The following is a 20,726-nucleotide window of genomic DNA, read 5'->3' as shown; positions in this document are numbered from 1 at the left end:
ATGAGCATTAGTCCCAAGCGTATACTATATCTAGACGAAGTTCGTTCATTGGCAATCATGCTGGTTGTTATCGGACACGTATCCAGATTGTTTTCATATGATTTCTATAGCTGGCTATTCTGCAGTGGCGTGTTCTCACTTACACGTATAGGTGTTCCACTCTTCTTTACAGTTAGCGGCTCTCTCCTTTTGACAAGGAAATATGAAGTTAAGAAATTTTTAGAAAAGCGTTTCAGACGTGTATTCTTGCCATTTTTATTCTGGATAATAGTGTACATTATTGCGGGAATTCTCATATGGCATTACCAGCCTACAATAACTTATTTTATTGATACTGCATTTGGGGTGCAGGACTACTCAAGACCATTCTGGTTTATTTGGTCACTCATTGGAGTGTATCTTCTCATTCCAGTTGTAGGCAGCTTTATCCGTGAAGAAGGAATGAAAGGAGAGGAATACTTGATTCTAATTACATTCATTCTCTCCATATTGTACACAGTCGGATTCTTTGACTATCCTCAAATGAAATACAACTTCAGGGTAATCTTCAATTTCTTCCCTGTTCTCGGATACTTCATTATGGGATCATATATCCACAACAAGCAGTTCAAGTACTCTGACAAGAAGATGTTTGCTATAGGATGCATAGTGTTCCTTATTGGGATAGCTGGCCACTTTACAAAGATATACCTAAAGGGACTTGGAGGATATGGTCTTGCCCCAATAGACTTCTTTGACATATTTGTAATTTTAGAAACCATTGGTCTCTTTACAGCATTTAAGTATGCAAGCACAAAATGGATTAAAAAAGATGCAAGAATGATAAGGCAGACAAAATTAGGGGAAGCAATCGTATTGTTCTCATCATGCAGTTTTGGAATCTACTTCTCCCATTACATCTTATTGCAATACTTATCAACCAGAGGCTTTTTAGCACCTATAGTGAAAACCAATGCTTACCTTTGGTTACCTGTAAGTTCAATAATCGTAATTGGATTAAGTTGGCTATTAATATTTGTAATGAGCAAAATCCCTCTTCTTGAGATTGGAAGCGGAAGAAAATAATTGTTTCTAAATGATTAATACAAAAGATAAATCAATGAAAACCATATAATTTATTTAATTTATCTTCAATTTCATTTTCTATTTCTCTTTTCTTTTTAATATTTAAAAAAACATCTTCACCATGATTAGTTTTCTTAAAACGAATGAATTCTTCTTTATATAATTTTTTTAATTCTTTATTAATGTATTTGCAGGGAATATCTGACAATTTATTGCATATATTAATTTTTGGAGTGTGTCTTTTCTGCCAATAGCTATTTCTATACAAAAAGAACAAGATTCTTTCTCTAATTTCCTGTCTATCCTCTTCAATTTTAGACATAGCGAGCACCATTTAAAATTTTTTTAACAAAAACCCTAAACATTACCCCCTAAAAAATAATCAAAACTAATAATTCAAAAAATACAAAATAATTTAATCTAAATATTTGCATAAAAGCTCTTTTAATCCAATTGCAGCATTTCTATTTAAAATAACTTGCAAATTAGACTCATTAACTAATTCAATATCATCCTCATTATTTACAAGTTTCTTATTAACAAATATTAACCTAATTTCATCATTATCTTCACCAACCCCTACAGAAGATGCATAATGAATCTCACAGTTAGGATTAATCCTTACTCCTTTTTTGATAGGAATGTCAATTTTATCCATTAATACCACCACTAAATATTTGCAAATGATAGTTTAAACTCATTTGAATCTTTATCCAAATACTCCATATGTAATGTAGACATCTCATTTAAATATATTTCATGTTCTAATTTATCTAAATCAATATCAGGAGCATTCTCATCAAAAACTTTGTCTAATTCCTCATCAGACAAAACATCAAATGGTTCATCTAAGTTTTCCATTTGCTTTTCCATTTCAATTTTATTGAAATCATCAAGAGTCCTGTTTAAAATCTTTACAATAGGAGAATCTAAATTTAAAAAAAGTCTAGAATTATTGTCTTTAATTAAGATATTTTTTTCTATAATCTCTCCAATAAAAGTATTTAATGTAATTCTAGAAATCTCAGATCCTACAGCGATTTGCTGTTTTGTATATTTGCCAAAAGGATTCATCAACAAATAATCCAAAACTTTTATTTGAGGATAATTTCCAAAAATTTCTACTAACATTTAAATCACCTTGTATAATATTTATACATAAATCAATATATAAATTTTTTATGTATAAAAAATATGCATACTATGAAAAATTAGAAAATTAGAAAAAATATTAAAAAAAAATAAAAAATTAGAAAATTAGAAAAAATATTAAAAAAATAAAAAGTAAAATAAGAAAAATTTTTAAATTATTCTACAGTCACACACTTAGCCAAGTTCTTAGGTTTATCAGGATCTAAGTTTCTAATCACAGATACATGATAACTCAATAATTGAAGTGGAACTATATAGACAAGTGGAGCCAAGATGTCATCCACTTCAGGATTGATTAAAAATACGTTATCAGACTCATCAATCAAATCCTTATCTCCTTTTGCACCAATACCTAATATATCAGCGCCTCTTGCCTTGACTTCCTGCAAATTGCTCATGATCTTCTTGTAATCCTCACCTGGAGGTGCAACCACAACTACAGGAATGTGTTCATCAATGAGTGCAATAGGACCGTGCTTAAGCTCACCTGCAGCATACCCCTCTGCATGGATATAGGATATCTCCTTAAGTTTTAAAGCTCCTTCTAAAGCAATTGGATATGAGAATCCTCTTCCAATGAAGAATGCATCCTTATCCCTCTTGTATAAGTGTGAGATTTCACGGATGATCCCTTGCTTCTTAAGAACCTCATCAATGTAATCAGGAACCTTTTCCAATCTCTTGAGCAATTCCTCATCATCTGCAAGGAGTGCAGAGAATAGGTAAATAGCTATCAATTGGCTTACATAGGTTTTTGTAGCTGCTACACCGATTTCAGGACCTGCTTGGGTTTGAATAACATAATCCGCTCTTCTTGTAGCGGAACTTCCCCTTACATTTACAATGGCTAAAGTCTTTGACACTTCATTAGCAGCATCCAATGCCTTCAATGTGTCTGCAGTTTCACCAGATTGTGAAATGAAAATTACAAGGGTTTGGTCATTCAATGCATTAGCTGAATACTTGAACTCAGAAGCAAGCAAGACTTCTGTTGGTATGCCCACTAAAGACTCTATAAGGTATTTTCCAGTTAAAGACGCATGGTATGATGTTCCACATGCAACAAAAACAACCCTATTGATTGTTCCTTTAATATCATCAACGATAGCTTTGATCTTTTTCTTTTCACCTAATGTGTTTCTGATTGCAACATCCTGCTCATTGATTTCCTTAATCATAAAATGATCATATCCTTCCTTTTCAGCCATTTCAGGAGACCAATCAAGCACATCAATTTCCTTTTTGATTACCTTGTCATTTTCATCCTTGAAGGTGACGCCGTCTTCAGTTAGTATGACGATATCTCCCTTATCAAGGTATGCTATATTGTTGGTATATTTTAAAATAGCTGGAGAGTCAGATGCAACGAAGTATTCGTCTTCACCAATACCTACAATCAAAGGACTGTCCTTACGGGTAGCTACAACCTTATTTGGCTCATCAGTGCAAATCGCTGCAAGAGCATAAGCACCTTCAATAACACTTATGACCTTACGGACCGCTTTTTCCAAATCTAATCCCCCTTTCATGAATTTATCAAGCAAGTGTGGAATTACTTCTGTATCAGTGTCTGACTTAAATTCATATCCTTCAGAGATTAGTTCTTCCTTGATTGCCAAATAGTTCTCAATGATACCATTGTGAACTACAGCGATAGTTCCTGCGGAATTCAAATGAGGGTGTGAGTTTTCCTTGCTTGGGTCTCCGTGAGTAGCCCATCTTACATGAGCAATTCCGTAATTTCCAGGCATTTCTGCAAAGTTCAATTTGGAATTGACTTCATCAATCTTGCCTGCATCCTTCTTAAGATTGATTTTACCGTCACAAGCGGTAGCTAAACCTATGGAGTCATATCCTCTATATTCTAGTTTGGATATTGAATCCAAAAGAATCGGAGCAACTTTATCATTTTTCAATACACATCCAACAATTCCACACATAGTATCACCAAATAAAGTATGAATAATTATATTATAATTTTAAATTGAATTAAATTCTAACGAAAATAATAATTATATAATTATGAATTGAATTAAATTCTTACGAATAAAATAATAATTATATAATTTTACAATTAACTTATTAATTCTCATGTCAATAATGATTATAAATCATTTATAGTTTATTTTATTTAAATTTTTTACTTTAAAGTTTATATTAATATGATATATCTTTAATAAGTTAATTAAATATTTCTAAAAATAGTGAAAAAAATAAAAAATCATTTAACAATGTTAACTCAATTAAGTAATGAAAAATTAAAAAAAATATAAAATAATTTGATAAAAAAAGAAGAAAAATCATTCCAAAAGGCCTAATTCCTGTCTTGAAGTTTTTTTAGAGTTTTCCTCAACCAATCTTTTTGCCTCATCAGTCAATTCCATCCATTTCCACCCTCTAGCTAAAACCTTAGCTTTTAGTGCACTAATGTTTACAGAACTGACAAAATTAAGCTGATTGTTCTCTTTAAAGGAATAAGCCCAAGTAAAACCTTGTTTTGTTTTGGTTTTACGTTTTGTAACTCTAAAGAATCCGGTTTTGTTTTGTCTTTCCAATGAAGATTCATCATAGGTTTCCCTATATTTCAAAACCAAATCACGAGCTTCATCTGTAAATTCTATCCAATCCAATCCTTTATCCAAAACGATAACCTTTAATTTGTATAGATTTACAGAAACAATTCTTCTTAGTTTGCCGTTTTCATAATATTGGTATGACCAATAATCATTTCCATTTCTCTTGTTCTCAACAAAGCTAACCCTATAAATTCCAGAGGTGCTCTTGTATTTTGAAAAATCAAGCTTGTTCTTGCCTCTTAATTTATTGTACTGGCGAACCTTGATCTCCTCATCATCATAAACCTGATGGATGATTTTGCTGACATATATTTTGCTTCTGCCAACTGTCTCTGCAATGTCCATCATGGTCTCACCTGAATCATAAGCAGATATTATATATTCGGATAGTTCATCCTTTGACATATGTTTTTTAGAATTTGTGCCATTAACTTTATTGAGAGAATCATTTTCCATAAAAACAATCCTCAATATTTTTAAATTACATATTATTTTAGAAAAATCCCCATTTTTCTTAAATATTATATTCTTTTTATAGGTATATATTCTTTTCTTTTATTGATATTGAGAAAGTTAAAAAACAAAGGATTTAACCAAGAAAACTTAATTCAATTTTCAAGATAAGATAAATTTTATTAGATTGATTTTGATATGAGAAATAATAAAAAGATTGAAAAAAAAGGATAAAATTTAAATTATATTTATTAATGATAATAAATATAAAATTATATATTATAATTATGTAATTTTTTAAATAATTATTAAACTGATTAGTGAATTATTTTAAAAAATAATTTTTAAAACGATGATTGAAATGGATTCTAAAAACTTACTTTATGAAGGAAAAGCAAAAAGCGTTTTCCAAGGTGAAAATCCTGATGAGGTCATAATTGACTTTAGAGATGACATGACCGCAGGAGATGGTGCTAGAAAAGAAAGCATGGGCCAAAAAGGTTACATTAACTCAATTATTTGTGCAAAGATCTTTGAAACTCTTGAAGATGCTGGAGTTGAAACACAATTGATTGAATTATGCGAACCTTGTGTAATGAAAGCTAAAAAGCTTGATATGATTCCGATAGAAGTTATTGTAAGAAACATAGCTACTGGAAGCATTATCAGGAAATTCCCATTTGAAGATAAGGCTCCATTTAACCCACCTCTTATACAAATGGACTTCAAGGATGACGAGTTCCATGATCCAATGTTGAATGATGCAATAGCTATTGCTCTTGGAATAGCTACAAAAGAAGACTTAGACACATTAAGAGAGCTTGCTCTTAAGGTAAATGATGTAATGAGCAAAATGTTTAAGGACATTGGAATCATTCTTGTTGACTTTAAAATCGAATTCGGTAAGGACAAGGATGGAAACATCATCTTAGGTGATGAGATAAGTCCTGACAGCTGCAGATTATGGGATGCAGAAACCCTTGATATGCTTGATAAGGAACTCTTCAGACAAGGAAAGGATGATGAGGTCATCGATGCATATGAAGAAGTCTTCAACAGACTCTTAACTGAAGAAGACAAAGAAAAATGGGGAATTTAAATAATCTGAAATCATAATTATTATTAAAAAAATTCATAAGCCAAAAGCTTAGAATTAAACTACTAAAAAACTAACTAAAGCTATAAAATTAAATTTAGGTGATTAAAAATGATGTATGACATTGAAGTTAAAGTTTCCTTAAAACCGGGAATGTTAAATCCAGAAGCAACCACTATTCAAAGATCCCTTGCTCTTTTAGGATATGAAGTTAAAGGAACCAAAACAAAAGAGATAATTACTTTTGTATTGGAAGCAGATTCAGAAGACGATGCAAGAGAAAAAGTGGATGACATGTGTCAAAAACTATTATGCAATCCAATTATCCACAATTACACAATCAATATCATTAAGATGGACTTAAGTTGCGGATGCGGATGCGAATAGATAAAAAACTCAAATGCAATTCTAAAATAAATAAAGATTATAAAGTGATAAAATGGCAATTGGAATTATAAGATTCCCTGGAACTAACTGCGACCGTGACGTTTATAAGGCTATTGAACTCGCAGGTGGAGAAGCAGAATATATATGGTGGAATAATGAAGATTTAACTGATTACGATGGAATTGTTATACCTGGCGGATTTTCCTATGGAGATTACTTGCGTGCAGGAGCAATAGCTTCCAACACCCCTGTTGTTGAAGGTGTAAAGGCGCTTGTAAAAGAGGAAAAGCCAGTTCTTGGAATATGTAATGGAGCACAGATTCTTGGAGAGATTGGACTTATTCCAGGATTGTTCATTACCAACGAAGTACCTAAATTTAATTGTGAATGGTCTAAATTGAAAGTTGCAAACAACAAGACCCCATTCACTAAAAACTTTGAAAAAGGCCAAGTAATTGACATACCAATAGCTCACGCTGAAGGAAGATTCTACACTCAAGACATTGATCTTATGAAAGATCAAGACCAAATCGTTCTTCAGTTTGCAGAGGAAAACCCTAACGGGTCTATGGAAGCAATCACTGGTGTTTGTGATGAATCAGGACTTGTTCTTGCAATGATGCCACACCCAGAAAGGGCTACTACAAAACTATTGGGTTCAGACAATGGTCTTGAATTCTTTAAAGGTATGTTAGATAGCATTTAAGCTATCTAAAATACTGAATTTTTTTAATCCATAAATTCATGAAATAAAATTTTACAAACTCATTTTTAAAATATAAATTAAGGAAGATAACATGCCAGTATATTTAATAGGTGCAGGTCCAGGAGACCCTGATTTAATAACTTTAAAAGCTGTGAAAGCATTAAACAAAGCAGATGTGGTTTTATATGATTATCTTGCTAATGAAGAGATTCTAAAGCATGCTCCAAAAGATGCTAAACGCATTTATGTAGGTAAGAAAGCTGGAGAGCATTATAAGAGCCAGGATGAAATCAATCAATTGATCATTGAGGAAGCAAAAGAGCATGAAAATGTAATCAGATTGAAAGGTGGAGACCCATTTGTATTTGGAAGAGGGGGCGAAGAGCTATTGGCTCTTGCAAAGGAAAACATAGACTTTGAAGTTATTCCTGGAGTTACCTCAGCTATCGGTGCGCCTACAAGCATGGCATTCCCAATAACCCATAGGGCAGTTGCAACCTCATTTACAGTTGTTACAGGTCATGAGGACCCAACCAAAAAGGACAAGCAGGTGAAATGGGATTACACTGCAGACACATTGATCATACTTATGGGAATCGGAAACATTAGGGAAAACACTGAAGAGATCATGAAGTACAGAGACCCTAAAACTCCTGCATGCGCTATTGAAAGCGGAACACTACCAAATGAAAGGGTCGTATTTGGAACCCTTGAAACAATAGCTGACAAGGAAATCAACACACCCGCAATACTTGTGATTGGTGATGTGATTAACGTATTTAAAGAGATTAAGGGAATTGAATAATCCTTTAATTTATCTTATTTTTATTATTCAAAAACTTAAAATCTATTTTTTTTCAGCTTTCAAAAGCTTTTTTCAAACTTTAACGAAAATTTTTCATAAAAATATTATCATAAATCCAAATGAGTATTACTTTGAAAAATGAGTTATTTTAATTAAAAAACTAAAATAATTAAAATCTATTTTTAAAATTTATTAAACTTAAACTTATTGAGAGAATATGAAAAATTAGATTAAATTAATTTTTAAAATCAAAAATAAAGAAAAATAAGCTAAAAAAGACATCAAATTTATATATTATTAAAGATAAACTTAATGTCAACTCAAATATACTTTATATAGTGTATGAGTGAATTACTAAAAAAGAGGTGTTTAATTATGGAAATCGGTGAAATTATTAGTGATGCTGCAATGTATCCTATTAATAACGTGAAAGCACTTGTAATCTATGTGGTGCTTGGTATTGTTGCATTTTTAGAATTAATCATTACTGGTGTTGGATTAATTGGCGCTGGTGAAGCTACTGGATTATTATCCGGAGGATTAGGGATTTTAGGAATTGTTGGAATCATCATTGCAATAGCAATATTCGCACTTATTGCAGGATATATGTTAGATGTTATTAAAATAGCTATCAACAGAGAAGATAACGCTCCTGAAATTGATCCCGTAAGACAAATTATCAATGGTATTAAATTATTTATTTTATCAGTTATTTACATGATAATTCCAATTATAGTAATGGTTATCCTATCTGCCATCAATGAAACTTTAGCTTTATTAGGTTTAATTTTAGGATTCATATTATTGATTGTATTTGCTATACTTTTAGTAATTGCCCAATGTAGATTTGCAAAAACCGAAAGTTTAGGAGAAGCTTTGAACATTGGCGAAGTAATCAATGACCTCAAAGAAATCGGAATTGTAAAAGTCCTTGCAATAATCATTATTATAGGAATCATTTCTTACGTTTTATCTGCTATAGCTACTGGAATTGGAAATTTCTCTGAAATTATCGGGGCAATTTTATCTGGTATCGTTACTATATATACTACATTCCTACAAAGCAGAGCATACGGTTTATTATATTCCGATGCAGAATAAATCCAATCAAGTTTTGACCTTCGGTCAAAATTTGAGCAAAAATTTTAAGTTAGTTTAGAGTTTTTACTCTTAAACTAATACTTTTCTTTTTTTAAAAATAGGATTTAAACAATCATAAAAATCAGCACAAAAAAATACTCCTTTTAAAAAATTAAAAAATAGTGCTAAAAAAGAAGAAATTTTAATAAACTCTTTTTAGAAAAGTTTGGAAATCAATCTAAATTATCTGCCTTTTCAAAGCTTTTTTTACTCTAAATACAATGTATTGGGTTCCTCCACGCATTACACGTCTAAACTCTGCCCAATCAAGATTTGCCAAGAAAGTCTTCACAATATATGCAAATGAGAAATAATATTTGCTCATCAAATTGTCCCTTAATTTCTCTATCTCCCTATGATCAGCATAAGGATAATCTACAAGGCAATTCAAGTAACCGTCATCATTTAACCATTTGGAATAATCTTCTGTAATAAGATAACCATTCTCTTTAGCCCAATCATAGAATCCGGTTCCTGGGAAAGGCACCGCTTGCTGGAAGAAACACATGTCAGGATAAACTGATTGAGCAAACTTATAGGTTTCATCGATTGTTTCAAGACTGTCACCGGTAAGGCCAATCATAAAGCATCCGAACACCTTAATGTCCAATTTCCTTGCATTTTCCGCAAATGCCTTGGATTGCTCAAGAGTTATTCCCTTCTTGATTTCATTCAAGACTTCCTGATTTCCAGATTCATAACCGCAAACAAGCAATCTGCAACCTGCATCCTTCATCTTTTTCATGGTTTCGAAAGTCAAATCCACTCTTGTATTGCAGGACCAAACAGGCTCCAAACCTCTTCTTTTGATTTCATCACAGAACTCAATGACTCTTGGCTGGTTTACAGTGAATGTATCATCCTCAATGAAGATCTCCTTAATCTCCGGAAGCTCATTTAGAATATATTCAAACTCATCTGCAAGGTCACTGACAGATCTTGTCCTGTAAATTCTTCCACCCATTGTAGATGGATAGCTGCAGAAATTGCACTGGTTTGGACATCCTCTTGATGAAACGATTTGAATCATTGGCTTTTGGGCAAATGCATAAGCGTAATCATCAAAGTTCAAGTATTTCTCATAAACCTTGGAAACATAAGGAAGGCTATCCAAATCATCTAATGGCTCTCTATCTTCAGTATGCTTGACAGCAAAATCAATGGAATCAGCTAATAGATTAACATCATCTAAAGCAGCAATATCATCACCATCGCAGTTCACCCTATATGAAACTCCCTTGACATTTGACACATCATCAGAAATTATAAGTTCACCAACTGTATAGTCATATTCCTGACGAAGGATATAGTCAATGCCTAAGCATTCATTAAGAACTGCATCAGGCAAAATGGTTGCATGAGTTCCTCCAATCATTATTTTAGCTTTAGGATAAGCTTCCTTAATTGAATTGATAACCTTATAATCATAAGCGCAGGTAGGGGTTGTAATCTCAGCCATGATATAATCAGGTTCATACCCCTTCACTTCATTGACGGTATCCTCAATTGAGTATGCCTTTGTAATGCAATCAACAAGCTTGCATTCAAATCCTTCCCTTTCACACACTCCAACACAGTATGCTAACCAATATGGATAGTACAAAGTGCCTGATTTGGTCTTTTCAGGCCATCTGCTTGCCCTGCTTATATTGAATTCATAGGGTAAGTTCAAAAATAAAATCTTCATTAATATCACGGATAAATATAATTTAAATAAATTGATAAAATTTATACATATTTTTTTACATATATAATTTTAGATATAAGTATTATATAAATTTAAATAAGTATTAAATAAGATTTATAAAACAATAAATATAATATTAATTATACTCTCAAGATGTGGAAATATGGTAAAGAGAATAGCTATTACAAGACCAAAAGAAAGATCTAAAGCTGCAAAGGAATTCATAGAAAACTATGGAGGAGAAGCGCTTATCGTGCCAACATTGGAATTGAAACTGGAAAATACCGATTCACTAAAGGAATTGATGGGCAGATTTGAAGAATTGGACTGGTTAATATTCACTTCAGTCAGTTCAATCGATTCAATATTCAAGTTTTATCCGGACTTTGCTCAAACTTTAAATCCTGATTGCAAAATTGCTACTATTGGCACAAAAACTGCAGAAGTAGCTATGAATAAAGGACTCCATATAAATATCATACCAAAGGATTATACTGCTGAAGGACTCATTGAAGAATTTAAAAGAATCGACTTAAATAATAAAATTGTTGGCGTCCCTCGTACATTTTCTGCAAGGACTATTTTACCTGAAGAACTCAAAAACATGGGGGCTGAAGTCATCATGGCAGAAAGCTATAAGTCAGTCATTCCAGATGACAAAAAAGACATTGAAAATTTAATTCAAGAAATCATAGATGAAAGGATAGATGGAATAACATTTACAAGTCCACTTACTGTGGTGAACCTATTCAAGACGGCTGAAGATGATCAAAAGGATGAACTTGTTGAAAAGTTATCAAGTTCCACACTTACAGTAGCTATTGGGCCAATAACTGGAAAAATACTTGACGATTACAATGTAAAGCACATTTATCCTGAAAGATACACTGTCAAGGACATGATTGACTTGATGTTTAGGGAATTGAACAATCAAAATTAAAAGACAAATTTTACCAATTAAATAACTATGAATAAATAATCTAAGTAAAGGAGGAATTTCTATCAGCCAATTTAAGATAAGCATAATCATACCTGTTTACAATGGAGAGAAATATCTTCCAATTACTTTAGATTCAGTTATCAATCAAACAATAGGAATTGAAAACCTGGAAATAATAATAGCTAATGACTGTTCCACAGACAATACAAAGCAGATAATTGAAGATTATAAGGAAAGAATCAACAATGAGACCAATAAGGAAACCATTAAGTCAATCCACCTTGTGAAAAACATGGGTGGGGCATTTGGTCCTCGAAACATAGCATTGGACCATGTGAATGGAGACTATCTGATGTTCATAGATTCAGATGACACTTATCCTTTGGATGCATGTGAAACATTATACAATAAGATCAATGAATATGAATGCGACATTGCCTTTGGAAGATACTTGAGGCATTATCCAGAGAAAAATATCATTCGAAAGTCATACACTCCATACGTAGACAACTTAAAAAAGCCATATGTCGATTACCTTGATGATTTGGTTAAAGGTTCTAACTTAAATGGATTCATAGGTTCACTCTGGAAAAACATCATGAGCAGATTCTTTTATGGTAAATCCATTAAGAAGGAAAACAATGAAGAGATATTCATTAAGGATTTCAAAGCGGAAAAGAATGATGAAATAGCTATTTTAAAGATCTTGCCATCATTCTGGTCTAAGATATACAGAACCGAACTGATAAGGGAAAATGGCATCAAGTTTCCAGAATGCATCTCTGCTGAGGACTTGAACTTCCTATTGGAATCGTATGCCAAAAGCAAAAAGGGAATTCTGTTTTTAAACAATAAGATTGTCTACAATTATTTCATGAGACTTGAAGATGAAGACAAGTCCATTACAAAAAACATTAACTTCAGATTAGTGCACGATTCACTGAAAGCCTACAGATTGTCTTCAGAGCTTTCTGATGAATATGGCATCAGGAATAAAGATCTCTTCCTGAATCCTTACCTATTGAATTGGATTAGTCTATGGTTAAGCCGGGAAAATTCAAAAGAGGAAAATAAGGTATTCCTTAATGAGATTGAAATGATAGAACATGGCAAGAAGAATGGATTGAAATACAAGCTAATTCTAAAATTCATTAAAGTCCTATTGAAAATCAAATAATGAGTAATTTAAAAAAAATTGCTTATCAAAATAAATAATTTTTAAATATTATGCTAACATATTATAAATAAGAAAGAAGAGAAAAATCTTGAAGAGGTGAAAAAATGAAAGACGTTATGATTTGGCCGATATATCTTGATGCTAGAAAATCATTGAATGAAGGCAGAAAAATATCCAAAGAGTATGCTATCTCTGAACCAAGAATCAAGGAAATCGTGAAGGCTACTCAAAAATTAAGATACAAGTATTATGCTGAAGAGGATAAGGCTTATCCTGGAGAATGGTACAATAAATCAGGAAGAGTCATAATTACCAGTGATGACAGCAAAAAGGAAATTCTAATCAATTTATCAAACACCATCAAGCAAATGAGAGAAACCAAACAATCAAATAGGCCTAACAATAAAAAAGGCAAAAAAGGAAAATGGAAAAAATAATTCCTTAATCCACTATAAAAAAATAAAAATAATAAAAAAATTAAGATCAAATACAATTATTCACTAAAAACAAAATAAAGGCGTTAAGATGACAAGCATACCACCAAAAATGAAAGAAAGATATGAAGAAGCTAGAAGACTTATAGAATCTTCAAAAGACATTAAAATTTACAGCCATACTGACTGCGACGGAATCTCATCCGGAGCTATCCTAACAGGAATCCTAAAAAAGATAGGCAGACAATTAGGAAAGGATTTTGAAATTGAAATCGTTAACTTAGATGCTTTGGAAAATGTTCCGATTGAACATGAATTGACAATATTTTCAGACCTTGGATCTGGACAGCCTGTTGATAAGAATGCAAATAATGATTCCAAAATACTTATTCTTGATCACCACCCTCCACTTAGAGACATTGATTACGGCAATACTGTAGATTATGAATACCTGGAAATCAACCCTATTTTTTATGGAATAGACGGTTCTCAGGAAATCTGTGGAGGAGGTCTATGCTACCTTCTTGCTAAGGAGTTCGGTTTTACAGATTTAAGCTGGCTTGGAATATTGGCAGCTATTGGAGATATACAAAACGGTAAGACCGGAAAGCTGGAAGGATTGAATAGAACTATCCTTAAGGATGCTGAAGAAGAGGGATTGGTTAAGACAATCACAAATGACTTATCATTATACGGCAGACAGACAAGACCTTTGTTTGTTGCATTATCCTATTTCAGCGATGTTAACTTGGAAATTACAAATGACCAGAATAGGTCATTGGATTTGTTGAAAAAACTTGGCATAAATACCAGAAATCCTGTTAATGACACATCAATCAGGTCTTGCGATTTAAGCCAACCAGACAAATTCAAGTTAATCAAAGAGTTAATCAACATGATTACAAAGGAAATCCCAAGCAGATATGCTATCCATGCTCCAAAACTAGTTATGGGAGAAAGCTACGAATTTGATAATGAAGAGAAGTACACTTTCTTAAGGGATGCTTCTGAATTCTCTACAGCAATGAATGCATGCGTTAGAAATGAAAGGCCAGAAGTTGCATTGAAGCTATTGGATTTAACCATAAAGAGAAATGAGATCCTAAGCGGCAATAGTGTTTCAATAGATATTGAAAGCGACAGGGCTGTTGTGCTTGATGAATTGGAAGAGATTTCAAAAGCCCACAGATTCTATTTGGCTCAAAACATCAAGATGATTGGAGAATCTGACTCAATAGTTCAAATGAAAAATCTTCAGTATTTTGACGGTGCAGGCATAAGAAGCAATGTTGTAGGTACAATCGCTGGAATGGTTCTAAGTCAAGGGGATTGGAGAAAACCTATGATTGCATTTACACAAGTGAGTGAAGAAAATGATGACTTGAAGATTTCACTTCGTTGCTCTAAGCTACTCGCTTATGATGGAGTTCACTTTGGAAAGATAATCAGAAAAGTGTCTCAGAGTTTAGGTGGAAACGGTGGAGGTCACGATGTAGCTTGTGGTGCTTATATCCGTAAAGACCAAAAAGAGGAATTCTTTGACATGATGAACAAGGAATTGGAAGGTAAATTGGTACTTGATTAATCCTCCAATGCCAATTTATTAATACCAACACTATTTTTTTATATATACATTTATTAAGACTATTTTTATTTATACTCATTTAAAAACTATTTTTTTTTAAGTAAATTTTTTAAATAAATTTTACATTCAAATAAACTTTATAAAAAACTAAAATAAACTTTAAATATTATAAATGACAAAGTAACTATTAACTAGAAATAATTAATTCTTTCAATTAAAAAATTAAGTGGTTATTATGGAAATCTTACAAAAAAGAGGAGCATTGACTCATTTTCAAATTTTAGGGGAAATCTCTAAGCAAGAACCAAATCTTAAGCAAAAGGATTTGGCAGAACGTTTAGGAATTACAATTCAAGCGGTTTCTGAAAACATCAAAACATTGACTGAACTTGAATACATCACATCTAAAGATGGTAGAGCACCATATAAGATTACCCAAAAGGGAATTGCTAAAGTCAAAAAAGATGCAATTACCTTAAGAAAGTATTCTGACAGTGTTCTTGAAACCATGACTTATTATAAATCTACCTGGCCTGCAATAGCTAAGGAAGACTTGAAGGAAGGTGACGAAGTAGGTTTATTCATGGAAGATGGCAGATTATACGCTTCAATCAATGCACAGACTGATGCTTACGCTGATGTAATATTGGATACTAAAAAAGGATTTGATGTTGCTTTAACCAATCTTAAAGGAACCATTGAAATCAAGGAAAGTAAAATCCTTATAATTACATTGCCTCCAATAAAACAGGGAGGATCAAGGTCTGCAGATATCGACTTGATTAAGGAAATCTATGATGGAAAATATGAAAACTATGGCTTAAGCTCAATTGACAAGGTTGCAGCAATTGGAACCACTTCCCATGTAATAGCTAATGCTTTAGGCATGCCAATAGATATTGAATTTGGAGTGAGTGAAGCAGCTCAATCTGCAGTTAGAAAAGGATTGAATGTACTGATCCTTTCAATCGGAGATATGAGCAAAAACATTGCAAAAGACTTGGAAGAAGCTAATGTGCCATATCAAGTCATAGATGCTAAAAAAATAAATATGGAACTTTAAGAATATATTTTTATATATTTTTAAATTCTCTTCTTTTTTTATATATTTTAACATTTTCAATAAAAAAAAAACTACTTTTAAAAAATTTTCTAAAATCTTAAAAAAAAAGTAAAAAAACTATTTTTAAAAAAACTTCTAAAGTAAAATAAAAAAAACTATTTTTAAAAAATATTTACAGTTTTTTAAAAAAAAAAAGTAAAAAAAAACTATTTAGAAATTAAATAGCTTTTTCTTCACAATAACTTTGGAATCTGCATTTTCTACATTTATTAGGGTTTTTAGTAGGTATAGGATCTCTTTTATCCTCAATTAACCTATGTAAAAAATTGATTGTGTACCTAATATTCTGTTCATTGCTTTCATTGAATTCTTCGCTCCAGAATATGTTATCTGTTCCTCTTTGCCTCAATGCAGCGATAATTGTACGGTTATCATTTCCAATCATGTTTTTAAATGCCAAGCAATAAGCACGTACCTGATTGATTGTTGAGGGATAAGCCCTATTTCCAGGTTTATCATCAATGATGATTATCTTATCGGGAGTCATACGAACTTCATCAATAAAACCGCGAATTCCATCTTCAGTATCAATGACAAACATTTCACGGGATAGGATTTCCTCTTCCTTAGACAATTCAAAAGCATCCTCAAAAGTTGATGGCTGAGCAGTTTCCTTAAATTTTTCCTCTAACATGGAATGCCCTCTAGTTCCCTCAACCATTTCCCGGGTTGGTGCAGTGCTGACTCCTTGACAGTATTCAAGGTACAAACTGTATTCACAATACCCTTGTGTATTTAGCCAGCTTATTGGAAAATTAGCTTTTTCATTAATAATTCGAACCATCTTATAATTCTCATGAAGTTCAAAATCCATAATATTAAATTCGTCTATAATGAGTTTATTTTCCATAAAATCCCCTAAAAATAAAATAATTTAAAAAAAAATATAAGATAACCTAAAAAAAGAAACAAGAAAAATTAAAAAAATAAAAGATAAAAGATAATAAAAATTATCTTCTAGCGAAAAATTAATCTGTATTTTCTTCAACAACTGTGGTTCTTGTAATGCCATCTAAAAGTCTGGCTTTGCCTGTAATTCTTCCAAGAATTACATCAATGATTATTGGGAACCAGTAAATTTTAGAAAGAGATCTAATCAATGCTTGAGAAAATGTAATGGAATAATCTCTTCCAGACCTGCCTCTTCTTGGCACTGCTGACTTAACTTCTATAAACATCAACCTTTTACCAATAGTTGCACCTATGCTCTTCTCTAAAATTGTGAAATACAATAAAATCAAAATTGGAAGAACAAATACAAAATAATGGTAAATCTGGAACATATTGAAGTAGTTTATAAAGAAATATGCGAAATAAGATACAATCCACATAAATGCAGAAACTACAAAGAAATCAAGAATATATGCTATAACTCTTTTACCGAATAAGTCCATCAAATCACCATCTGATTCATTTTAATTTATAAGATTTAATTTAACACACTCTTGGAACAGGGTCTGCTATAGGAGTTTCCAAAATTCTAACTCCTCCAATGCCTGTTTCAATCAATACTTTATCATCATCAATAACTTCACCAATAATAGCTGCATCCTTACCATACTTGTCGGTTTTAATAGCTGCTAACACTTCTTCAGCCTTTTCAGCTTTTACACCCATTAAAACTTTTCCTTCATTAGCAACTTCATATGGATCAATACCTAACATCTCAGATGCTGCCCTAACTGCTTCCTTAACTGGAATGGCTTCATCCTGAAGCATGATTCCGACACCGGATTTTCTCGCCATTTCATTAATGCAGTTTGCAAGACCTCCACGGGTAGGGTCTTTCATAGCAGTTACTCCACCCACTTCAAGAGCTTTGGAAATGATTCCCCACATTGGAGCTACATCAGATTTCAATTCAGTTTCAAATCCGAAACCTTCCCTAAAGGACATTAAACTCATTCCATGGTCTCCAACACTACCTGTGATTATTATCTTATCTCCAACACTTAATGTAGAATCCTTAATAACTTCTCCTTTTTTGGCTATTCCAATACCAGTAGTTACAATAACAATGCCGTCAAGCTTGTCCTGTTCCATTACTTTAGTGTCTCCAGTGATTACTGCAACATCAGCCTCTTCACAGGCATCACTTAAAGATTTAATGATCTTATCCAAGTCTTCAATTGGAAAACCTTCCTGTAAGATCATTGCATTTGAAATAGCTAAAGGCTTTGCACCCATTACAGAAACATCGTTTATAGTTCCTGCTGCTGAAATTCTTCCAATATCTCCACCTGGGAAGAACAATGGGTTTACGGTATGACCATCAGTTGTTACAACAATCTCATAATCTCCAAGAGGTATTGTTGCACCATCATCCAATGCATCTAAACCGTATCCTCCTTCAACTGATTTTTTTGATAAATTATTTAGAATGGTCTGTGAGATTAAATTTCCCATAACTTCTCCACCAGCACCATGTGACATTCCTATCTTCATTTTATCTCCTTAATGTTAATAATTAAAATAAATAACAAGCAAAATTAATATCTTGCTCAAACTTATAAAAGATTCATAATATCTTCAATAGTTTATAACATTATAATATATCTAATTAATATTAAATAAGTATTTGCAATTTTATAAAGAAATTGAAAATAAAATACAGGGCAGAAAAAAAAATAGAAAAAATACTAAAAAGTAGTGAAGATTATTTAAAAAAAGCAAAAAGAATACTGAAAATCTGTGTAAAATAATTAAAAGTAGTTAAAAAAGTAAGTTAAAAAGTGAATAAAAAGTAGTTAAAAAAGTGTAATAAAGTAAAATAAATAAAAAAAGATAGAATAACAGAATTATTCTACAATAACTCCGTTAACAACACCATCTTGACCCGGTCTGGAGGTAACTTTTGCGTGACCTAATTCGGTTTCTACAATAGCACCTTTGGTGATGATGTTCCTTCTTACGTAGTTAGGGTTAGCACTGTTTTCAATTACGTTTAAGATTTCCACAGTGTGAGCTTTACCGTCAGCATCGATAACGTTGATTTGGTTTTCGAATGCTAATCTGTGTTTTTCGTTTCCACCACGTGTTCTGATTTTTCTTAATTTTTTCTCACCTAATCTGGTTTCTGCAGATTCTCTACCTAATTCAGATTTCCTTTTACCACGGTTTGCAACTCTTCTAGCACCAGATGGAGATCTGGTTGATTTTCCTTGACAAATAGCCATAACAATATCTCCTTATATTATTTTTTCCGTAATCTATGCAATTATTAAATTTTTTCCATAAGATCCAAGTTAAATTTACATAAAGTAATCTAATGGAATAAGTTTTCTAAAATATGAAACTCAAAAAACAAGCTTCCGCTTTGCTTGATAAGAGATAAATTCAATAAAAATTTATTTTCAAATGATTATTAAATTTATTTTTGATTTATTTTTTTAAATATTGAGAATAAGATTCTCATAAATAAGCAAGTTAATTAATGATTCTTACTGCAAGATAAAATAAGAATGTATATATTTATATTCAAAACTATATATAAAGGTAACTATTTTCAGACCTTAAAAAATTAAAAAATAAGGAATGAATATTGAAATAGAACTAAAAAATTAAATAATTTAAAAAGATTAAAAAAATAGAAATAAAAAATGAAAAAATAGGATAATGATAACAGACATATGAAAAATGTTTATAAAACAGTATCCACATCAGAAATACTGTCCAAAACAATGATGTCAATGTCTTCTTCATTCACTCTCTCTTTTTCTTCTTCATCTAAAGTGGAATTTACAAGAATAGCGCTCATCCCTGCATTAACTGCTCCCATACAGTCAACATCCAATTTATTTCCAATCATAACGCTTTTTTTAACGTCACATGCCATTCTTCTGCATGCTTCAATATATATTTCAGGATCTGGCTTTTCAACTCCCACTTCTTCTGAAGTGATTACAATGTCAAAAAAGTGGTACAAATTCAATCTGACCAATTTTTCCCATTGCTTAATGGTGATTCCATTAGTAATTGCACCTAATTTATACCCTTTACTTTTAAGGTAAATCAATATTGCACTTGTTCTAGGGAATGGTCTTAAAAGAGCAAATTTGACATTGTGATATGTTGTCATTCCAATAGCTACTAAGAGAGGATCTTCCTTTCCTAAAACTTCTTCTGTTAATATATTGAAGTGTCTAGAATAGTTTGAACCTTTCTCTTTAATAATATCCTTTAATAAGTCATATGCTTCATCTTGCTCTAAAGGCAAACCATTGTTGCACATACTTTCAATAGCTGCATGTCTTGCTAAATCAGCAAAGCTTGAAGTGTCTACAAGGGTATCATCAATATCAAAAAATACTGCTTTTGTCATTATTACACCAAATACTAAATATTTAAGCAATTAAGCATTAAATTTCATTTCAATAATATATTTAATTTCAATAATATAT

The 20,726-nt window shown here is 31.9% G+C and carries 22 protein-coding genes; 11 read left to right on the top strand and 11 right to left on the bottom strand.

Annotated features, from left to right (window positions below; translation table 11 throughout):
* The coding region (locus tag VW161_RS07125; protein WP_304087557.1) for an acyltransferase at positions 1-1,065 on the top strand (1,065 nt) is incomplete at its 5' end.
* A 31-nt stretch (positions 1,066-1,096) separates the two neighbouring features.
* On the opposite strand, the gene VW161_RS07120 is transcribed toward VW161_RS07125, so the two are convergent.
* The 5 genes from VW161_RS07120 to VW161_RS07100 form a co-directional block, all read right to left on the bottom strand.
* Positions 1,097-1,387 (bottom strand): hypothetical protein, encoded by a 291-nt coding sequence (locus VW161_RS07120; protein ID WP_304087555.1) that lies wholly within the window; start codon positions 1,385-1,387, stop codon positions 1,097-1,099.
* 93 nt (positions 1,388-1,480) lie between these two features.
* Positions 1,481-1,723 (bottom strand): hypothetical protein, encoded by a 243-nt coding sequence (locus tag VW161_RS07115; RefSeq protein ID WP_304087553.1) that lies wholly within the window; start codon positions 1,721-1,723, stop codon positions 1,481-1,483.
* 11 nt (positions 1,724-1,734) lie between these two features.
* Positions 1,735-2,196 (bottom strand): hypothetical protein, encoded by a 462-nt coding sequence (locus VW161_RS07110; RefSeq protein ID WP_304087551.1) that lies wholly within the window; start codon positions 2,194-2,196, stop codon positions 1,735-1,737.
* Positions 2,197-2,372: 176 nt separating this feature from the next.
* Positions 2,373-4,157 carry a glutamine--fructose-6-phosphate transaminase (isomerizing) gene (glmS, locus tag VW161_RS07105; RefSeq protein WP_304087549.1) on the bottom strand — a complete coding sequence of 595 codons (1,785 nt, stop codon included), beginning with the start codon at positions 4,155-4,157 and terminating at the stop codon, positions 2,373-2,375.
* A gap of 360 nt (positions 4,158-4,517) precedes the next feature.
* Positions 4,518-5,249 (bottom strand): hypothetical protein, encoded by a 732-nt coding sequence (locus VW161_RS07100; protein WP_325192837.1) that lies wholly within the window; start codon positions 5,247-5,249, stop codon positions 4,518-4,520.
* Positions 5,250-5,607: 358 nt separating this feature from the next.
* Between VW161_RS07100 and purC the strand changes: the two genes are divergently transcribed.
* The 5 genes from purC to VW161_RS07075 all read left to right on the top strand — a co-directional run bounded on the left by purC (position 5,608) and on the right by VW161_RS07075 (position 9,341).
* A complete protein-coding gene (gene purC, locus VW161_RS07095; protein ID WP_304103027.1) occupies positions 5,608-6,345 on the top strand; it encodes a phosphoribosylaminoimidazolesuccinocarboxamide synthase in 738 nt (245 codons plus the stop codon).
* A gap of 108 nt (positions 6,346-6,453) precedes the next feature.
* Positions 6,454-6,729, top strand: coding sequence for a phosphoribosylformylglycinamidine synthase subunit PurS (purS, locus tag VW161_RS07090; protein ID WP_292787722.1), 276 nt, complete (start codon positions 6,454-6,456; stop codon positions 6,727-6,729).
* Between the two features lie 52 nt (positions 6,730-6,781).
* Positions 6,782-7,435 carry a phosphoribosylformylglycinamidine synthase subunit PurQ gene (purQ, locus tag VW161_RS07085; RefSeq protein WP_304087542.1) on the top strand — a complete coding sequence of 218 codons (654 nt, stop codon included), beginning with the start codon at positions 6,782-6,784 and terminating at the stop codon, positions 7,433-7,435.
* 91 nt (positions 7,436-7,526) lie between these two features.
* Positions 7,527-8,240, top strand: coding sequence for a uroporphyrinogen-III C-methyltransferase (gene cobA / locus VW161_RS07080; protein WP_304087541.1), 714 nt, complete (start codon positions 7,527-7,529; stop codon positions 8,238-8,240).
* 375 nt (positions 8,241-8,615) lie between these two features.
* Entirely contained in the window at positions 8,616-9,341 is a 726-nt protein-coding gene (locus VW161_RS07075; RefSeq protein WP_325192836.1) for a DUF4013 domain-containing protein, read from the top strand.
* Positions 9,342-9,558: 217 nt separating this feature from the next.
* Here VW161_RS07075 and VW161_RS07070 read toward each other — a convergent pair whose 3' ends face one another.
* Positions 9,559-11,067, bottom strand: a complete 1,509-nt coding sequence (locus VW161_RS07070) for a B12-binding domain-containing radical SAM protein (RefSeq protein WP_304092879.1) — start codon at positions 11,065-11,067, stop codon at positions 9,559-9,561.
* 163 nt (positions 11,068-11,230) lie between these two features.
* On the opposite strand from VW161_RS07070, the gene VW161_RS07065 reads away from it, so the two are divergent.
* From VW161_RS07065 to VW161_RS07045, 5 genes are all read left to right on the top strand, one after another.
* Complete coding sequence (locus tag VW161_RS07065) at positions 11,231-12,007, top strand: uroporphyrinogen-III synthase (RefSeq protein WP_304087536.1); 777 nt, start codon at positions 11,231-11,233, stop codon at positions 12,005-12,007.
* 31 nt (positions 12,008-12,038) lie between these two features.
* Positions 12,039-13,184 (top strand): glycosyltransferase family 2 protein, encoded by a 1,146-nt coding sequence (locus tag VW161_RS07060; RefSeq protein ID WP_325192838.1) that lies wholly within the window; start codon positions 12,039-12,041, stop codon positions 13,182-13,184.
* A gap of 104 nt (positions 13,185-13,288) precedes the next feature.
* Positions 13,289-13,621, top strand: a complete 333-nt coding sequence (locus VW161_RS07055) for a signal recognition particle subunit SRP19/SEC65 family protein (RefSeq protein WP_304087534.1) — start codon at positions 13,289-13,291, stop codon at positions 13,619-13,621.
* An 88-nt stretch (positions 13,622-13,709) separates the two neighbouring features.
* Positions 13,710-15,203: a single-stranded-DNA-specific exonuclease RecJ gene (locus VW161_RS07050; RefSeq protein WP_304087532.1), complete on the top strand. Its 1,494-nt coding sequence runs from the start codon at positions 13,710-13,712 to the stop codon at positions 15,201-15,203.
* Between the two features lie 235 nt (positions 15,204-15,438).
* Complete coding sequence (locus VW161_RS07045) at positions 15,439-16,266, top strand: DUF7839 domain-containing protein (protein WP_304087530.1); 828 nt, start codon at positions 15,439-15,441, stop codon at positions 16,264-16,266.
* Positions 16,267-16,483: 217 nt separating this feature from the next.
* Here the strand turns inward: VW161_RS07045 and VW161_RS07040 are convergent, their stop codons facing one another.
* The 5 genes from VW161_RS07040 to VW161_RS07020 all read right to left on the bottom strand — a co-directional run bounded on the left by VW161_RS07040 (position 16,484) and on the right by VW161_RS07020 (position 20,647).
* Positions 16,484-17,176, bottom strand: a complete 693-nt coding sequence (locus VW161_RS07040) for a CRISPR-associated protein Cas4 (RefSeq protein WP_304087528.1) — start codon at positions 17,174-17,176, stop codon at positions 16,484-16,486.
* A 118-nt stretch (positions 17,177-17,294) separates the two neighbouring features.
* Complete coding sequence (locus VW161_RS07035) at positions 17,295-17,720, bottom strand: RDD family protein (RefSeq protein WP_304103022.1); 426 nt, start codon at positions 17,718-17,720, stop codon at positions 17,295-17,297.
* Positions 17,721-17,760: 40 nt separating this feature from the next.
* Positions 17,761-18,771, bottom strand: coding sequence for a hydrogenase expression/formation protein HypE (gene hypE / locus VW161_RS07030; protein ID WP_304087525.1), 1,011 nt, complete (start codon positions 18,769-18,771; stop codon positions 17,761-17,763).
* A 353-nt stretch (positions 18,772-19,124) separates the two neighbouring features.
* The gene (locus tag VW161_RS07025; protein WP_292787740.1) at positions 19,125-19,502 is read right to left on the bottom strand and encodes a 30S ribosomal protein S8e; all 378 of its coding nucleotides are present in this window, start codon (positions 19,500-19,502) and stop codon (positions 19,125-19,127) included.
* Between the two features lie 464 nt (positions 19,503-19,966).
* Positions 19,967-20,647: a TIGR02253 family HAD-type hydrolase gene (locus VW161_RS07020; protein WP_304087522.1), complete on the bottom strand. Its 681-nt coding sequence runs from the start codon at positions 20,645-20,647 to the stop codon at positions 19,967-19,969.
* Positions 20,648-20,726 lie beyond the last annotated feature (79 nt).

This window comes from Methanobrevibacter ruminantium (assembly GCF_016294135.1).
GTDB lineage: Archaea > Methanobacteriota > Methanobacteria > Methanobacteriales > Methanobacteriaceae > Methanobrevibacter > Methanobrevibacter ruminantium_A.
This window is presented reverse-complemented; position numbering and strand designations above follow the sequence as displayed.

Coding starts and splice junctions, on each gene's coding strand:
- VW161_RS07120 (WP_304087555.1), bottom strand. CDS start 1,387: ATGTCTAAAATTGAAGAGGATAGACAGGAAATTAGAGAAAGAATCTTG.
- VW161_RS07115 (WP_304087553.1), bottom strand. CDS start 1,723: ATGGATAAAATTGACATTCCTATCAAAAAAGGAGTAAGGATTAATCCT.
- VW161_RS07110 (WP_304087551.1), bottom strand. CDS start 2,196: ATGTTAGTAGAAATTTTTGGAAATTATCCTCAAATAAAAGTTTTGGAT.
- glmS (WP_304087549.1), bottom strand. CDS start 4,157: ATGTGTGGAATTGTTGGATGTGTATTGAAAAATGATAAAGTTGCTCCG.
- VW161_RS07100 (WP_325192837.1), bottom strand. CDS start 5,249: ATGGAAAATGATTCTCTCAATAAAGTTAATGGCACAAATTCTAAAAAA.
- purC (WP_304103027.1), top strand. CDS start 5,608: ATGGATTCTAAAAACTTACTTTATGAAGGAAAAGCAAAAAGCGTTTTC.
- purS (WP_292787722.1), top strand. CDS start 6,454: ATGATGTATGACATTGAAGTTAAAGTTTCCTTAAAACCGGGAATGTTA.
- purQ (WP_304087542.1), top strand. CDS start 6,782: ATGGCAATTGGAATTATAAGATTCCCTGGAACTAACTGCGACCGTGAC.
- cobA (WP_304087541.1), top strand. CDS start 7,527: ATGCCAGTATATTTAATAGGTGCAGGTCCAGGAGACCCTGATTTAATA.
- VW161_RS07075 (WP_325192836.1), top strand. CDS start 8,616: ATGGAAATCGGTGAAATTATTAGTGATGCTGCAATGTATCCTATTAAT.
- VW161_RS07070 (WP_304092879.1), bottom strand. CDS start 11,067: ATGAAGATTTTATTTTTGAACTTACCCTATGAATTCAATATAAGCAGG.
- VW161_RS07065 (WP_304087536.1), top strand. CDS start 11,231: ATGGTAAAGAGAATAGCTATTACAAGACCAAAAGAAAGATCTAAAGCT.
- VW161_RS07055 (WP_304087534.1), top strand. CDS start 13,289: ATGAAAGACGTTATGATTTGGCCGATATATCTTGATGCTAGAAAATCA.
- VW161_RS07050 (WP_304087532.1), top strand. CDS start 13,710: ATGACAAGCATACCACCAAAAATGAAAGAAAGATATGAAGAAGCTAGA.
- VW161_RS07045 (WP_304087530.1), top strand. CDS start 15,439: ATGGAAATCTTACAAAAAAGAGGAGCATTGACTCATTTTCAAATTTTA.
- VW161_RS07040 (WP_304087528.1), bottom strand. CDS start 17,176: ATGGAAAATAAACTCATTATAGACGAATTTAATATTATGGATTTTGAA.
- VW161_RS07035 (WP_304103022.1), bottom strand. CDS start 17,720: ATGGACTTATTCGGTAAAAGAGTTATAGCATATATTCTTGATTTCTTT.
- hypE (WP_304087525.1), bottom strand. CDS start 18,771: ATGAAGATAGGAATGTCACATGGTGCTGGTGGAGAAGTTATGGGAAAT.
- VW161_RS07025 (WP_292787740.1), bottom strand. CDS start 19,502: ATGGCTATTTGTCAAGGAAAATCAACCAGATCTCCATCTGGTGCTAGA.
- VW161_RS07020 (WP_304087522.1), bottom strand. CDS start 20,647: ATGACAAAAGCAGTATTTTTTGATATTGATGATACCCTTGTAGACACT.